This window comes from Pontibacter sp. MBLB2868, assembly GCF_051904785.1.
Taxonomy (GTDB): domain Bacteria; phylum Bacteroidota; class Bacteroidia; order Cytophagales; family Hymenobacteraceae; genus Pontibacter.
Genome location: NZ_CP196710.1, coordinates 1,157,946 through 1,174,921 on the forward strand (window position 1 = coordinate 1,157,946; position 16,976 = coordinate 1,174,921).

Genomic DNA, 16,976 nt, shown 5'->3' on the forward strand with positions numbered 1-16,976 from the left:
GGTTTTATCCCGGGCTTTTCTTGTTAATCAATGAGGAATGTTTTACCGTACTCGGAAATTTAAAATCGGATATTTATTTAACTTATAAAGTCATGAGAAATGTAATTTTAATACTTGCATTTGCTGCCATCTTTACCTCTTGTGTTGATAAAAAAGAATCAGTAAACATCCAGGAGCTAAACCAGCAGTTTATTAACGCCTGGAATGCCAGGGATGCAGATAAAGTTGTTTCTTTACTTGGTGAGGACGTACATTTTCTACAGGGTGAGATTCACTTTCAGGGAAAATCGGAAGTTGCCGACAAGTGGGTACGTTCTACAATGGGTACCATAACTGATCTGAAAACAAACGTTGTTAGTTCAGGTACAGGGGAAGACATTGCTTATGAAGCAGGTACTTTTTCTGTAGATGTATTGCCTGCTGGCCCTGATCAGCCAGGTGGGGTAGGAGAAGGTAATTTTATGTTGCTTTGGAAAAAAGGAGCAGAAGGCGAATGGAAACTTCATTATGCTCAACTTGAAGATCTACCAGTGCAGGCAAAAAATATGTAATAGATACCTAGTATAAAAGCAGTGAAGCCAGCTTAAATTTTTAAGCTGGCTTCACTGCTTTTATACTTATCTGATTCTTCTCTTTATAAAATAAGTCATACTAGTGAAAACAGATATGCAGTGTTTTTTTAAGTGATTGTTCGCCTCTATAATACCTTGTAAACAACCAGTTTTAGTATAACAACAGGAGTTAGACAAAAAAAAGTCTTTGCTATAACCCACCTCATCTCTCCATTATTGACTAAATATATAAAAATATATATTTTTTAATTAATTTATTCATCTTTCACTTATATATAAACGTATATATATACCAATATAAGTACCTGTATGATATAACATCTTAATTATGTACAAATAATGCAGCTTGTTTTAGGTCAATTAAATATAAACAAAGGCAAAATTGCGTGTCGATTTATAATAAAGTAGACCTTACCTGTATACTGTAGTGCTTGAAATGAAACACAACCAACTTTTAATATAAATTTTTGCTAAATGGTGAAATTTTACTTCCTCTCGTTTTTCCTGCTTTGCTATGTTGCGGTGTTTGGCCAGACGAAGGGCCTGATATACAAGCCTGCCACTACACTTGAAGGTAGAGCTGTTTTAGACCCGAATAGTGATGGGTATACTTCCAAGACTACAACGGGATTTGTTTCCAATGACCGAGGTAATGGAGAAAGTGAAATACCATATACTCCATTACCTGTATTAGAAAAAGAACCCGTACAGGATCTGCTTAAGGGGCCGGGTTGTGGTTTTACTGATATTGTTGATTCAGGCGCAGATGACCCGGTTATGTTTTACTTTGACGGTACTAATTTTTTGGTCCGTTTCCGCCTGAACAAAACATCTCCTAATACAAAAGGCTATAGCGTACTGATAGACACGGATCAGAAGTTCGGTTTCTCCGGGCCAGAGGCAGATCCAAATGCCGTACCAGGCAATCCTGGTTTCGAGATGGAATTGGTGATGCTAACAAACAGGAGTGTGAGCCTGTTTAATGTTGATGGAACGACATCGCCTGTCTTGCTGATAAGTAAGGATTACGATGCCCATTCTCAGAAGTCTATTGCCTACACAGAAGAGTGCGGAGACCCTGACTATTTTTATGATTTCTATATGCCCTGGTCAGATTTTGGCCTTGATGTAAATACAAAACTCAGAATGGCCGCTGTGACTGTTCTAAGCCCTGCTCCAGCCATTGGTAATAATGCAAAGTCAGATGTGGGTGGAGTAGACGACAGAACGTATAGCGGCAACTATGACCAGTTATTTTGGGACCTGATCTCATACTACAGGCCAACTGCACCAGGTGATATGAGCACCTCACCACTCGCGCTTTCCAGATGCCCAACAATAACAGTATCAGTATTTGCAAACAGTTCTTCGGTGCGTGGTTCGTCTACTGAAGCAGATGGAACAAGAATTGAGCTGTACCGGAACGGTAGCACCTTGCTTGGAACCGGAATGGTAACTTTAGGCAACTGGGCAGTAACAGGAATTTCGGGGTTAGCAGCCGGAGATCAGGTTAAGGCCATTGCCATTGCCCCTGGAAAAGCAGCATCCGAAAGCTGCGGCACCACATGGGTAGGTGCAGCTTATACACCCCCATGTACAAACCCTTATACACCTGTGAATGTAACTGCTGTGAATAACAGCAGGAAGGGCATTTCCGGGAATGTGCTGGTTCCATCACCTACAAATGTAAAAATTAAGGTGCTCCTGGATGGTAAACTGTTTTATACCTCTGATATACTTAGCGTTTCCGGTTCCAGTGCAAACGCTTCTACCAACCAGTTCTGCTTTAAAGCAACCAAGTCAGGTAGCTCCCTTATTTACAACATGGCAGTTACCGGTAACTGCCAGAGCGGTGCACCCCAGGATATGCCTGTTGGTATGTACCAGTTTATAGTGGTCTCTGCGGATGCCGCTGGTAATTATACCTGTAATTCTGAGCCGGCTTTTTTATGTTTAGGTACTTCCCAGTCTTCTGCCAGTCCTGTAATTGCTAATTCAACTATTTACGAAAACACATCCAGCATAGCAGGTACAGCTGCAGCGGGGGCTTACCTTATAATTAAGCTAAACGGGGTACAGCAAGGAACCTTAAAGCTTGCTCCATCAGAAACGAACTGGGAATACCCTGTATCCGGACTGAAAATTGGTGATGTTTTGTCCGTTGTCGCGATAGAGGATGGGAAGTGTTTCTCGAATGAAGTGTCAGCTACCGTTACTGGTCCGCAAACGTCTACCCCGGTTGTGTTAGGGGCTTATTGTGCTTCCTCTGGCGGAGCCACTTTAACTATTTCCGGTACAAGTAACGAACAAGATGGTACACTCATTGAGGTTTTCAGAGGAGCCACAATGGTGGGGACTACAACAGTGTTCAATGGTACCTGGTCAAAGCTTGCAACACTTTATGCTGGTGATAATATAACTGCCAAAGCTATTGCGCCTGGTAAAACTCAAAGTACCATTTCTAACACTGTACAAGTAAACGGAACCTTACCAGGATCCAGCTTGAGTATAAACAGTCCTTTGGTAGAGGGGGACAATACTGTTAGTGGCACAACTACTGTTGCTGGAACGATAAAGCTATATATTGACGGCTTTTATTTAGCCGAAACAATTACTTCAGGTACATCCTGGACGATAACCGGACTTCATGCCTATGATATTTATGCAGGTGGAAACGTTACGGCAACAGTAACAACAGGAGGGGGGTGTGAAAGTGATCCTTCGGTAGCTGTTTCGGTTAATTGTGTTGCCCCTCGGGCTGATATTGCCATCAACCCGGCTACTTCTACCATTTGCTCCGGCCAGACTACATCTTTTACCATTACTTCATCAGAAAACCTGGTGATCTACGAACTCTATAACGGTACTGCCCGAACTGGTTCTTCTGTTTTGGGTAACGGAGGGGAAATAACGCTTACTTCAGGTCCCATAACTGCAGATACCCAGCTAAGCATCAGGGCACTGAAAATCGCTACTGTAGCCTGTAATTCCACCATGGTCAATACGCACGCTGTTTTTGTTAACCCTGAAATAACTAACAATACGGTAAGTGACCCGGAAACAGGAACAGCGTATTGCGGAGCTTCAGAAGTAGGAGCCATTACAGGGTCGTTACCAACAGGTGGCAACGGAGTTTATACTTACCAATGGCAAAAAAGCCACGATAATACTACCTGGGGCCAAATAGAAGGTGCTACCTCACAGCATTTTTCACCCGGATTGGTCACTGAGACAACTTACTACAGAAGATGGGTAATGAGTGGCGCCTGCGCAGAAGTGAATGCGAGTGCCTCTGTAAAGATCACCATTCACCCGACCATTTCGAACGAACTAAGTTATAACGGACCATCTTCTTTCTGTTTAGCCGGGCAACCTGGCCAGATCTCCGGTAGCTCCGACGCTACTTTTGCTAGCTACCAATGGCAGCAAAGTATAGATAACCTCACGTGGACGGATATTGAAGGTGCTACTGCAGCAGATCTAACACCTGCTACTCTAAACCAGACAACATTATTCAGAAGGAAAGTAAAGACAGGTGTATGCGAAAGTACAAGTGTTCCCATCACTTTCACTGTCTATCCTGCTCTGAGCAAAAATGTGCTGGCTGCGCCCGCAGCAGTAGTGTTTTGTAATAGTGGAGATGTTGCAGAGATAACGGGTTCTGTTCCTGAAGGTGGAGATGGGGCCTATACGTATCGCTGGCAGCTAAGCACTGACAATGGCAACAGTTATTCTGATATTTATCCGGCTGTTGCTACGAAAGATTTTACACCCGGAACAGTTAACCAAACTACTTATTTCCGAAGAATTGTTGAGAGTGCAGGATGTGCGGTTTCCAGCAGTAATGCAGTAAAAGTATCGGTAGCGTCAGCTATAGTGTCAACGCTGACAGCAGATGATGCAGAGTTACCAGCCGATGGAGTAAGCAGTACTATCATTCGGCTTCAACTCAAAGATGCTTTCGGTACTACTGTACCGGAGGAGGTGTGCGCCTTACGCTTATTTACAGACAAAGGAGTCTTATCAGCATTAGAATATGTTAGGGACGGAATGTACACAGCTACCTTAACAGCTGGTACAGTTTCGGGAATAGCTACCATCACCGGCAGCCTTAACAATGAGGCTATTAACGAAATGGTAGAGGTACACTTCACACCTGTTGTTAACTTAGTTGCAACACAACTGACGGCTTCCCCGACATCCTTACCGGCTGATGGAGCAAGTACCTCTGTTGTTCATCTTTCCTTTAAAGATCATAATGGTAGCGCCATTTCTGTGGATGAGGCGAAGGTCAACATACTATTTGATGGCATCGCTGTCACTGTTTCATCACTCGGAAGTGGAGCCTTTGAAGCTGTTGTGCCAGCCCGGACCACGACTGGCATAGTGCAGGTAACTGCAATTTACAATGGCACACCAATAGCTGACAATGCTACAGTAGAATTCACTTCAGCAGTGAAAACCAATGCTACTTCTATAACAGCTTCACCGACAAGTGTACCGGCAAACGGTTCAGATACTTCAGTTGCTACTGTCACCTTCCGCGATCATTCAGGTCAGTTAGTTGCTGTGGATGCCTCAGATGTGGTGATTCTGCTGGATGGAACAGCTGTGCCCGTAACTCCTGTAACTACCGGCACTTTCACAGCAGTGGTGCCTGCACGAACTGTGGCCAGTATAGTACGTGTAACGGCAACATACAAAGGGGCTCTGTTAAGCGGTTCTGCCGCAGTTACTTTTACTCCGGCTGTTAACCTTGACGCCACAACTGTGTCTGCAGCCCCTGAGCGGGTGAATGCAGATGGAAATAGTACTGCAGTAGCCAGGCTTACCATCCTCGACTATGCAGGAAACGCCATTGCTACGGAAGCAGATAAAGTTGAGATCCTGCTGAACGGAGTTCCTGTACCGGTGAGGGCAGTTACGGCAGGAGTGTTTGAAGCAACAGTACCAGCAGGAGTGGATGCCCGGGTAGTGAATGTCACAGCCAGGTATGATGGAAATGAGATCAGCGATCATGCAACTGTAAACTTTGTTACTGCGCTAAACTTGGCAGCCACCAGCGTTACGGCAATACCTGAAAAGTTGGATGCGGATGGAGTGAGTACTTCAGTGGCACAGGCTTCTTTCTATGACTTTGCCGGCAATCCGTTTGCATTAGAACTGGCAGACGTTGCGTTGCTACTGGATGGCACAGGGACAACAGCCACTCTGAAAAGCAAGGGAATTATAGAAGCAATTGTGCCTGCCCGTTCTAATGGTGGGTTTGTAACTGTTACTGCCACCTATAAAGGTTCAGAAGTTACTGATAAGGCCATAGTTGAGTTTGTTGAGGTAGTTGTGCCGGCGCCAGCTATGTCAATGTCTACAGTGGTGGCAAACCCAACCACAGTGATCGCTGATGGCCTGAGCACATCCGTAATTACGGTGCAGTTGAAAGATGCCAACGGAAACCCGACTTCATCAAATGAGCCATTAAAGATTGTATCCGGCCTGGGTACACTGAGCGCAGTGACTAACAACGGTAACGGACATTACGCAGCTACTCTTACTTCATCCGTAACCGGCCAGACAGTTATTACAGCCAGCCTGGGAACCGAAAATTTTTCATCAAGACCTGTAGTAACCTTTATCCCAGGTAGAGCAAGTGCACTTACAGCTACAATCGTAGCTTCAGAAACAGTAATTCCTGCAGATGGTGCCAGTACGTCATTACTAACGATAACACTTTACGACGCCAATGGAAACAGAATTAACTCTGGAGGCGAAACTGTTACCCTGGCATCCTCACTTGGTACTTTACAAGCTGTAACGGATAATCAGAACGGTACCTACACGGCCACTCTTACCGCCAGCACTATTAGCGGGACCGCGACAGTAAGCGGTTGGATAAATAGCGTGGCTATGGTTCACACTGCCACTGTTCATTTTACTGCTATCAATCATGCTCCTGTAGCACAGGATGATAGCTATCTGGTTAATAACCATGAAAAACTTTCCGGTAATGTCCTTTTGAACGACCTGGATCCGGATGGGGACCCCCTGACAGCTAAAACCGCACTGGTGCGCGCACCGATATTTGGATCTGTGGTCTTGCAACCCGACGGTAGCTTTGTGTATACTCCAGCCAAAGGGTATGTAGGTGACGATAGTTTCAAATATCAGGTTTGTGATGATGGTGACCCTAAGCTTTGTGCCGAAGCTACGGTTTCGATACAGGTAAAGCAGGGGCTTGTATTTATTCCGGAAGGTTTCTCGCCGGATGGAGATGGGGAAAATGATGTTTTCACCATCTATGGTGCAGAAGACTACAGGGTATCACTTAAGATATTTAACCGCTGGGGTACGATCGTGTACGAGAACAAAGACTACAAGAACGATTGGGATGGAGCGGCTAATAATGGAGTCGTTTTAGGGAATAAACTGCCGGATGGTACCTATTTCTACATTGTTGACCTTAACAACGGCGAGAAACCAAGGTCGCACTCTGTAATAATAAAAAGAAACTAAATAAAACAGTGCTGGCAAACGGCTCAAAAACGTGTTGCCAGCACTTCAAAATTCCATATCTCTTTATTTTATGAAAAAAGTTTTACTTCAGTTTAGCGTTATGTTCTGCCTTGTTTTACTGTCTACCAGTAAAGGTTTTGGGCAGCAGGACGCTATGTACTCACAATACATGTTTAACGGGCTTATACTCAACCCTGCTTATGCGGGCAGCAGCGACGGGATAAGTGCCTCGGCTTTGTACCGGAACCAGTGGGTGAACATAGAAGGCGCACCGGTTACACAGACTTTATCTGTGCATGCCCCTTTCCGGAATAACAATGTGGGGCTCGGACTAGCTGTGGTTAATGATAAGATAGGAGTGACGAATAACCTAAGTATGAATGGGATCTATGCTTTTCGTATCAAAACGGAGGCAGGCGTAATAGCTATGGGGTTGCAGGCAGGCATTATCAGGCATCACGCCGATTACACAAATGTGCAGACAAACCCACAGGGGAATCCGGATGAGAACTTTAGTGATGTACAGGATTTTCTGATGTTTAATTTCGGAAATGGGTTTTACTACCACACCGATAAGTTTTATGCCGGGTTATCTGTGCCTGGGTTGTTCAGAGCTAAAATATCAGGCAGCGGCAACAAGTCGTCGTATTATCCGGAACATACGCGCCACTATTACCTTAGCACCGGTTATGTGTTTACACTTTCGGATAAGGTGAAGGTGAAGCCTTCTACCTTAGTAAGAGTAGCGGAGGGAGCTCCGGTTCAGTTTGATATTAACACAAATGTCTGGCTGTACAACACCATCGGGTTGGGCGCATCTTACCGCTCCGGCAACACGCTGGTAGGCATTCTGGAGCTGCAGGTTTCCAAACAGTTCAGGCTGGGCTACTCCTATGACCAGCCGGTAGCAGACATAAGTCGCTATACGGCAAGCACACATGAAGTAATGCTACGTTTTGATGTAGCTCCCTCCGGTTCCAAATTCGTTTCACCTCGTTTCTTTTAAAACATGAAAATGAGGACGTACAAAGGAAGTATGGTATCAAGGAAGAATCTGTCGCTTTTAGCCTTTTCGCTGCTGCTGGCCTCAACCACATTTGGGCAATCTTCTCAGGTAACAAAAGGGAATAACTTTTACCATGTACAGGATTTTAAAGCTGCTGCAAAAACATATGAAAAGGTTCTGAGGTCAGACCCAGAAAATGCTCCGGTTGTTATTAACCTGATCGACTGTTACCTGAAAACAGGGCAGGAGGAAATAGGGGGAAACTGGTTGATGTCTTTTTTAAATGACACTGCTGATCCGGGACATCTAAAATCACTGGCACAGGTAATGGCCGCAAATGGAAGGTATAAAGATGCTACCATACTTCTGCAGAAAGCGACTGAACTAGGGGCGGATGAGGAAACTGTCCGTTGGTTGAATGCCTACATGCATCTGTCTCAGTATTTTGCAGACTCAGCGCGCTTTAAGATCAGTAAAGCAGCGTTCAGTTCAGCATCTTCTGATTTCAGTCCGGTATATTATCAGGATGGGCTGGTATTCAGTTCGGCACGTGGCACAGAAAAAACGGACACAAAACAGGCAGCCTTTATTGACCTTTACTATGTACCTGGTAATGTATCAGCTGCTGTTCCTTTTAGCCGGGAAATTAACTCTGACTACCATGAAGGCCCTCTGACATTTAATGCCTCGCAGGACACAGTTTATTTTACACGCAATAATTTTAGAAGAAGGTCTTTGTTCAGCAAAGCAGCTACAAATAAGCTGCGTATTTACATGGCGGTATTGCAGAACGGTAAATGGAAGCAGGCGCAGGAGTTCCCTTTTAACCGGGAAGCCTATTCAGTAGGACATCCGGCATTGTCCGGAAGTAACGTAATGTACTTTGTTTCTGATATGCCGGGAGGTTTTGGAGGAGCAGATCTGTATAAAACAGTAAAAGTAGGAGGAGTTTGGCAGGAGCCGGTCAACCTTGGGGAAGGTATAAACACTTCTGGAAACGACTTATTCCCATTTGTTGCAGATGATGGTACGTTATACTTTGCCTCGAACGGACACCCCGGTTTAGGTGGGCTGGATATTTTCTTTGCTCCTGTTACCGACAAAGGTTTTGGGGCTGTTAAGAACATGGGCTATCCTGTAAATACTTCCGGTGATGATTTCGGACTCATTTTAAAGGGTAATACAGGATATTTTAGCTCAAATAAGCAGCAACTGCAGAACGATGATATTTATACGCTTGCAATTGTCGCTAAACAAGGGAGAACAGCTTCAGAAGTTGAACAGGTTAAACGTAATGTTGCGTTTAAAATTAAATCGCAGGAAACAGGGCTTTTGAAAGAGGACCGCGACTACAGGAAACCTGCTGTAGGTTTAACCATACCTGAAGAAGCGGATCTGGGTGCAAATTTGAAAGGCGAATTTGGCCAGTCAAAAAAAATACACAATGAATCGGGGGCTCAGCGTAAAACTGAAGTGGCTGCTGTTGTTGGGAAAACACATCGATATTATGTTGTTGCAGGCAGTTTTAAATCTGCGGAAGGGGCAAGGCTAGTGCAGCAAAGATTAAAGCAAAAAGGCCTTGAAAGTAAAGTACTTGCTGCAGGTGCCAATGCCGCTATGCACCGGGTAACGGTAGCCGATTTCGCCAGCAGAGAAGAAGCCTTGAAAATGTTGCCAAAGCTAAAAGCAAAGTATGGTACATCTGCCTGGTTACTAAACTATTAAATAAACCCTTACCATATTATCTTCCTGCAAACGCAGCAGCTTTATAGCTGCTGCGTTTGTTTTAATGTTGCTGCTCCAATTATCAAGTCTGGTTTTGATTGTTCTTAAATGAGTAAGGCATCTATCCGATGTGCCTGAACTTTACCTTCGCACGCTGACCAGGAGAAAATAGTGAAGCGTCCATCCTGAGAAGCGATAAGTGCCAGGGCATCCCGTTGGTCATGCACGAACTGTGCAGCAGATAAGTGCCTGGTGCCTCCGTTAATGGCTGGGTGCATGGAAATAGGAATACGACCTAAGATTGGCTCTGTCGCAATTATTTCCTGCACGGCAGCGCAACCATCCCGACGACCTATTTTGGCACCGAAAGCTAACAACTCATACTTGTCGCTAATGATCGTGGCTCCGTCAATGGCTGTAAGGCCGGCAATTCGTTCTATTTCCCGGCTCACTTTGTTTTGCCACACAACACTTTCGGTTTCTTTCTGTTCAGTTTCTAACAAGGCAGCCAATCCCGGAAAAGCAGGTTCTATGGCGTAAGAGATTGGATGTATAATAGAACTACGCCAAACATCCGTTTCTGCAGGAACCACCAAAAGAGAGCCACCATGTTTATGAGCGCTCATAGAAACAGCCATTTGGATCAGAACATTAACCGAATCGTTCCAGGAAGCGGGAACCGCAAAGTGAAGCAGGGATGTCAACAATCCAGGGCAGTCAGGAAGTGTAGAGCTATTCTCATCAATGACCTTGATCTCATCGCCCTTCAGCACTGCAACGTTTGCAAACTTTCCAAAGCCACCAATGCGCCGGTGCTTTACCACGATTAAACCTGGCTCAGACACATCCACGACGAAGCAAAAGCTGGGGATGGAGCGGGTAGCACCCCAAACGAACAGCTCGCCATCATAATGCCACACGCCTAAATGAATTCCGGGACGCTCCACACCCGGGCCAAGTTTAGTAAGAGCTGCGGAACTAAGTGGCAGTCGCTGTTCCAGTTTTAATGGCTGTTCTACCTGCTCCGGAGGCAGCCAGGCCAGTGAGATCCTGGGTGCAATTCCCTCTTCACGTCGCAGGCTGGCCCAAAAAGCAGTGTCTAGGATAGCTTCAATAACAGGTGCAGAAGGAGGCGCTGCCAGGGATTCGTCACCTTGTTGTTGTGCAGCCATGATGTGCTGCTCGAAGTGCTCTTGCAGTTGCTTAGCCACAGTTTTGGCTGCCTGGTAAGTTATTTCACGTTTCAACTCCATCGTTTCCATCCAAACGCCGCCGGTGTCGTTTTGTTTTCCTGCTTCAGTCGCACTGCTTTTACAAAGCTCTCCAGGTGTAGATTACCGGATAAGTCATAACAAAACGAGGGCTGCAGTATACTGCAGCCCTCGCGTTATCAAATTTTTTCCTGTTTACTTTAAAGAAGCCCTAAGCCTGGTTTTTGTCAGAAATTTACGGATACTTTTTTCGAACTCTTCCGGCTGTTCCTGGTAAGGGCAGTGTCCTGTTTCCATCACTTTATAAGTTGCGTTCGGAAACTTGAATGACTTATAATGCTCAGGGCCAACAGAGTAATCGTATTTGCCTGCAAACACAAGCACCGGTACTTTGATGGCTGCAGTTTTAGCAGTAAAGTCTTGTTCATATTCCGGATAGTTCCAGACCTGGCCGCCAAAGTGCCAGTTGAGGGTAGTGTCCATTACAGCAGCCATGTCCTGGAACATTTTTTTGTCGCGGTACATCATTTTGTAGGACAGGTCTTTTTCATTCAGCTTCGACCATACGGCACCAAAAGCCTCTGTCTGAGATACGCCTGGTTTGAGAAACTCTGATTCCGGCACATTCAGTATGCGTGCACCCTGCTTAATAGCGTTCTTCTTTGCATCATCCAGGTTAAGCGTACTGTTTACATAAATTGTTGCCGCCACATGGTCGGGATGCTGATATACATACTCGGTGCCTATCGTCCCTCCAAATGAATGTGGCATAATGATCCATTTATCATAACCCAGGTAAGACCTTAATTCTTCAAAGTCTTTTACCTGACGGGCCAGAGAGTAATCCGTTTTTTCATCTCCTTCTGATCTGCCGCAGCCACGCTGGTCAACATAGATCATCGTCATGTCCTTTTCTGCGATATCACCACCTAAAGCGTAGAAATATTTTGGCCATGAACCCGGCCCACCATGAATGAACAGGCATGGTGTCCCTTCTCCAGCTATCCTGACATATAGTTTCACAGAATCAGATGTGGTGAAGTAAAACGATTTGTTTTGTGCCTGTGAGAACAGGGGGGATATAAAAAGGAATAGAAGCAGGCAATTAAAAAAGATTTTTTTCATGGTTATGGAGCTTATTTACTTTCTAAACTGAAACAAGGACGGAGCAAGATCTAAAAAGATGCAAGTTCCGTCCTTATTAAAGATATTATTTTAAGATGTAACGCGAAATGCGCTTTGTTTATGACATTTAAAATCAGATAATATCTTCTGCAGTTGGGTCAACTTCCTGCACTTTGGAGCCCAGGAAACCATAGTATACGATGTATAAATAGCAGATCAGTGGTACTATGAATGACATTTGTAAATTGCCTGAAACGTCAGCTACATAGCCCTGTAGCGGTGGAATTATGGCTCCTCCTACAATTGCCATTACTAATAACGATGAACCCTGGCTGGTATGTACGCCTAAGCCTTTGATAGCCAGCGTAAAAATTGTAGGGAACATTATGGAGTTGAACAAACCGACAGCTATAACGGCCCACATGGCTACCGCACCAGTGGCCATCATGGTAATGAGCAAGAGAACGATAACAGCTGAAGCAAAGAACCCAAGCGTTCTGCCAGGTAAAAATCTGCCCAACAGCAAAACCAGGAAGTTAATGGCGATCAAACCAACAGCGATCATGGCCTGTTGCGGTCCGTAAATCGAGTACACTACTACCACTACAACAGCAGTTATTCCTGCTATGATCATGTACTTGTAGTTGCTGTTCCTGAAATCAGCCAGAGCCACGGCTCCAAAGAACCTGCCGATCATGGCCCCGCCCCAGAAGAAAGCCAGGTACTGCCCACCTTCAGCGGCAGTTAAACCAGCAATTTGAGGAAGTTTGAAGAAGTTTATAAGCGTACTGCCAATAGCAACCTCTCCGCCAACATACATAAAGATACAGATGATACCCAACACCAGGTGCCGGTATTTCAGGGCACCGGCATCAGGAATTATTCTTCCTTCCCCTTTAACATGAGGCAATTTCGCCAGTTTGATCATAACAGCAATAGCAACAAGTGTTGCTGCGAGCCCCAGGTAAGGCATTTTTACAGAATCAGCACTGGATGCTTCTACAGCCTGTACTCCCTCAAAAATCAGATAACCTCCAATTAGTGGCGCAACAGTAGTACCAAAGGAATTAAGTGCCTGCGTAAGGTTTAGGCGGCTGGCGGCGCTGCTGGCTGGCCCAAGTATAGTAACGTAAGGGTTGGCAGCTATCTGAAGTATGGTGATACCTGAGGCAAGCACGAATAGCGCCAGCAGGAAGAAACCATAGCTTTGGTAATCCGCGGCCGGATAAAAAAGCACACAACCCACCGCAGAAACGATGAGTCCTACTATGATGCCATTCTTATACCCGATCTTCATGATAGGGTCACCCTTTGTCATGGAGGTTATAAAGTAGAGCAACGAAATAATAAAGTATGCACCAAAGAAAGCAGTTTGGATAAGCATTGCCTGCCAGTGCTGCAACGTAAACACCTGCTGTAACTTTGGTATCAGAATATCATTCATGCAGGTGATGAAACCCCACATAAAGAAAAGAAGTGTCACTGTGATCAGTGGGCCTGTAAAACTCTTGTTAGAGAGATCATCTGCTTTAGAAGATTCTATAGGAGTTCTTGTAGTAGGAGCGGTTCCAGCCATAAAATATAATGCTATTTAGATTTGAGATTGCTTAAGTTTTGAGTATTGAAAACTGGCAGAGCAGTTTTTTTGTGTAAATATAGTATATGATATTCTTTGACGTCGTATAACCACTGCAAAACACCACGTAGAAGCAAAGCTGCAGCTCGTTCTGATACACCAGTTAAGTAAAAAAGGATTCTGTTTAACATCTATACTTACTTTTTAGTTATAGCCTCAGGTTATATAAAATGAAAAAACAGGAGCAGGTGAGTGGCTACTAACTTAATTCAATAGTAAGTTAACTTTTTGAAATCATTGCTATATCTTGTAAAAAATTTGCTGCAACACTATGTAATACCTAGATTGTTGTTCCTGCTTTGAAAACATCTGCTATCTAATAATCAAACATGTTATTTACGGGCATTCAGGCTTGTGAATTTGCACTTTGTTATATTTTATGAAAAAAATTTACTTTAACGGTTTTCTGTTATTCTTCCTTTTTGTGTGTGCTCATGCTTTTGGGCAAGTAGTAAGCACAAAACCTGTTCTTCCTACAGCCGATAAGCCTGTTACGCTGGTATTTGATGTTAGCAAAGCAACAGACTCACGGGCAAGTGGTATAAAGAATGCACCTGATGATGTTTACCTGTGGTCCGGTGCAGGGAGTACAGAAAGTGAAAGTGATGCTTTTACCTTTCAGCCTGCTGGTCAGACTGTCTGGACTTCTCCCTTCGCTCCCGGTAAAATGACTTACCTGGGTAACAACCGGTGGGCAATCACCATTACCCCACGCAGCTACTTTGGTGTAGCTGCAGGCACCCCGATCCGGAAACTGGGCCTACTGCTCAAAAATGGCAATGGGTCAGCACAAACAGAAAACTTTTATGTATCTGTTTTTCCTTCAACTGGGGTAGTGGGGGCCTTTAGTTCTCCAGTGGAGGAATCGTTCTTTGTAAATGCCAACACCATTATACCTGTTAAAGCTTATACTTCAGCAAAAGCAGATATAACCCTGAAAGTTGATAATACAGTAGTTGCATCCGTTCAAAATCAGGATTCATTGGTTTATAACCTTAATTCCGGCGCACTTTCCGGTGTAAAAAGGACTGTTGTTTTCGAAGCAACAGTAGGTTCTGAAACAGCTACGGATGTTTTCTACTATACTGTTAAACCTACTCCACAGGTAGCATCCTTGCCAACTGGTATCAAAGACGGCATTAATTATACCGGTGCCACCAGCGTTATACTTTCATTATTCGCACCGCAGAAAGACTTTGTGTATGTTATAGGAGAGTTCAATAACTGGACACCATCGGAAGCCTATCTCATGAAGCGCACTCCGGATGGGGAAAGATACTGGCTGGAATTAAATGGTCTGCCAGCCGGGCAGGAGGTAGCTTTCCAGTACCTGGTTAACGGCACCATTGCCGTTGCGGACCCTTACACACATAAGATACTTGACCCCAACAACGACAAGTACCTGACAGATGCCAATTATCCCAACCTGAAACCTTACCCGAACGGGCCTCAGGGCATAGTATCATTATTACAGACAAACCAGGAGACTTTTAACTGGACGGTACAGGATTTTAAGCGTCCGGATCCAAAAAACTTAGTGGTATATGAAATGTTGGTACGGGATTTTGTTGCTACCCGAAACTATAAAACCTTAACTGACACCTTATCATACTTCAAACGCCTGGGTATTAATGCCATTGAATTAATGCCGGTTATGGAGTTCAGCGGGAACGACTCCTGGGGTTATAACCCGATCTTCTACCTGGCGCCAGATAAAGCATATGGTACTGAGAAGGACCTGAAGATGTTTATCGATGTCTGCCATCAAAATGGAATTGCAGTTATTCTGGATGTAGTATTTAACCAGGCTGATTATGAGTTTCCGTATGTAAAGCTTTACTGGGACGGGAATAAGCCTGCTGCAAACAGTCCGTATTTTAACCCGGAAGCAACACACCCTTTCAGCGTCTTTTTTGACTTTAACCATGAAAGTCCCGCTACTGAAAAATTTGTGCAGCGGGTGACCAAGTTTTGGCTGGAGGAATATAAAGTGGACGGCTTCAGGTTTGACCTCTCCAAAGGGTTTACACAAAAGAAAACAAATGAAGTAGGTGCCTGGAGTGCTTACGATGCCAGCCGGGTTGAGAACCTGAAGCGCATTTACGATGAGGTAAAAGCAGTTGAGCCCACTGCCTATGTTATAATGGAGCACTTCGGAGATAATACAGAAGAGAAGGAACTGGCTGCTTATGGTATGTTATTGTGGGGTAATGCTAACTATGACTATCGTAATGCGGCAAAGGGTGAGGCCACTAACATGGACTGGATCTCCTATAAAAAACGTGGCTGGCAGCAGCCAAACGTACTTGGCTACATAGAAAGCCATGACGAGGAGCGACTGGTGTATGACGTGATGCAATACGGGCTCTCTAATGGCACTTACAATACGCGCAGCTTAGTTACTGCATTAAACAGAGCAAAGCTAGCTGCCACCTTCTCGCTTTTAGTACCCGGACCAAAATTAATCTGGCAGTTTGGGGAGTTAGGCTATGATGTATCGATTGACTACAACGGTAGAACTGGTGCAAAACCACTCCACTGGGAGTACCTGAATGACTCAGAACGCAAGAAACTTTATAAAGTATACGCGGAACTCATCAAGCTTAAAACTACCAATCCTTTATTCCAGACCACTGACTTTGACCTGGCATTTGATGGGATGGTGAAGCGCATGGTATTCTCTAATGCTGGTAACACAGCTTTTGCGGTTGGTAACTTTGATGTGAAAAAGCGTACCGAAGAAGCTAAATTCCCTTTCGGTGGTAAATGGTACGATTATTTTACGGGTGAGGCAGTAACCGTGAAAGACCCTATGGAGAAGATCATACTTGAACCTGGAGAGTTCAGATTATTTACTACACTACAATTACCAACTCCGGAAGCTGGGCTTTTGCCTTGGCAAAATGTAGCCCTCTCTGCAGAAGACGAGATGGCGGCTATTTCCACGAAGGTATACCCGAATCCTTTTAAAGAAAGAACCATCATTGAGATCAATAATAATTACAGAGGTCTGGTTAATTTAAAAGTAATGGATGTAACAGGTAGAGTGATACAGACCGAAGTTGTTGCTAAGAACCAGGAATTACTGATACACCTGATTGACTGTCATACTTTAAAAGCGGGAGTTTACTTGCTTCAGGTTGAGATAGGGCAGGGCAGAACAGTTAAAAGAGTTTTAAAGACAAATTAAA

The 16,976-nt window shown here is 44.5% G+C and carries 8 protein-coding genes; 5 read left to right on the forward strand and 3 right to left on the reverse strand.

What is annotated here, in order from left to right; genetic code table 11:
* The first annotated feature begins 92 nt into the window (after positions 1–92).
* The 4 genes from ACSX1A_RS05135 to ACSX1A_RS05150 all read left to right on the forward strand — a co-directional run bounded on the left by ACSX1A_RS05135 (position 93) and on the right by ACSX1A_RS05150 (position 9,813).
* The gene (locus ACSX1A_RS05135; protein WP_439882547.1) at positions 93–551 is read left to right on the forward strand and encodes a YybH family protein; all 459 of its coding nucleotides are present in this window, start codon (positions 93–95) and stop codon (positions 549–551) included.
* Between the two features lie 495 nt (positions 552–1,046).
* On the forward strand, positions 1,047–7,082 hold the full coding sequence (locus ACSX1A_RS05140; RefSeq protein ID WP_439882548.1) for an invasin domain 3-containing protein: 6,036 nt from the start codon (positions 1,047–1,049) through the stop codon (positions 7,080–7,082).
* A 70-nt stretch (positions 7,083–7,152) separates the two neighbouring features.
* The gene (locus ACSX1A_RS05145) at positions 7,153–8,088 is read left to right on the forward strand and encodes a PorP/SprF family type IX secretion system membrane protein (RefSeq protein ID WP_439882549.1); all 936 of its coding nucleotides are present in this window, start codon (positions 7,153–7,155) and stop codon (positions 8,086–8,088) included.
* 3 nt (positions 8,089–8,091) lie between these two features.
* Entirely contained in the window at positions 8,092–9,813 is a 1,722-nt protein-coding gene (locus tag ACSX1A_RS05150; protein ID WP_439882550.1) for an SPOR domain-containing protein, read from the forward strand.
* 104 nt (positions 9,814–9,917) lie between these two features.
* Here ACSX1A_RS05150 and ACSX1A_RS05155 read toward each other — a convergent pair whose 3' ends face one another.
* From ACSX1A_RS05155 to ACSX1A_RS05165, 3 genes are all read right to left on the reverse strand, one after another.
* A complete protein-coding gene (locus tag ACSX1A_RS05155; protein ID WP_439882551.1) occupies positions 9,918–11,066 on the reverse strand; it encodes a putative sensor domain DACNV-containing protein in 1,149 nt (382 codons plus the stop codon).
* 153 nt (positions 11,067–11,219) lie between these two features.
* A complete protein-coding gene (locus ACSX1A_RS05160) occupies positions 11,220–12,149 on the reverse strand; it encodes an alpha/beta fold hydrolase (protein WP_439882552.1) in 930 nt (309 codons plus the stop codon).
* Positions 12,150–12,282: 133 nt separating this feature from the next.
* Positions 12,283–13,725 (reverse strand): sugar MFS transporter, encoded by a 1,443-nt coding sequence (locus ACSX1A_RS05165; RefSeq protein WP_439882553.1) that lies wholly within the window; start codon positions 13,723–13,725, stop codon positions 12,283–12,285.
* A 439-nt stretch (positions 13,726–14,164) separates the two neighbouring features.
* Between ACSX1A_RS05165 and ACSX1A_RS05170 the strand changes: the two genes are divergently transcribed.
* On the forward strand, positions 14,165–16,975 hold the full coding sequence (locus ACSX1A_RS05170) for an alpha-amylase family glycosyl hydrolase (protein ID WP_439882554.1): 2,811 nt from the start codon (positions 14,165–14,167) through the stop codon (positions 16,973–16,975).
* The last annotated feature ends 1 nt before the right edge of the window (position 16,976 follow it).

Excerpts from the sequence above, each read along its gene's own strand:
- ACSX1A_RS05135 (WP_439882547.1), top strand. The coding sequence starts at position 93 with ATGAGAAATGTAATTTTAATACTTGCATTTGCTGCCATCTTTACCTCT.
- ACSX1A_RS05140 (WP_439882548.1), top strand. The coding sequence starts at position 1,047 with ATGGTGAAATTTTACTTCCTCTCGTTTTTCCTGCTTTGCTATGTTGCG.
- ACSX1A_RS05145 (WP_439882549.1), top strand. The coding sequence starts at position 7,153 with ATGAAAAAAGTTTTACTTCAGTTTAGCGTTATGTTCTGCCTTGTTTTA.
- ACSX1A_RS05150 (WP_439882550.1), top strand. The coding sequence starts at position 8,092 with ATGAAAATGAGGACGTACAAAGGAAGTATGGTATCAAGGAAGAATCTG.
- ACSX1A_RS05155 (WP_439882551.1), bottom strand. The coding sequence starts at position 11,066 with ATGGAGTTGAAACGTGAAATAACTTACCAGGCAGCCAAAACTGTGGCT.
- ACSX1A_RS05160 (WP_439882552.1), bottom strand. The coding sequence starts at position 12,149 with ATGAAAAAAATCTTTTTTAATTGCCTGCTTCTATTCCTTTTTATATCC.
- ACSX1A_RS05165 (WP_439882553.1), bottom strand. The coding sequence starts at position 13,725 with ATGGCTGGAACCGCTCCTACTACAAGAACTCCTATAGAATCTTCTAAA.
- ACSX1A_RS05170 (WP_439882554.1), top strand. The coding sequence starts at position 14,165 with ATGAAAAAAATTTACTTTAACGGTTTTCTGTTATTCTTCCTTTTTGTG.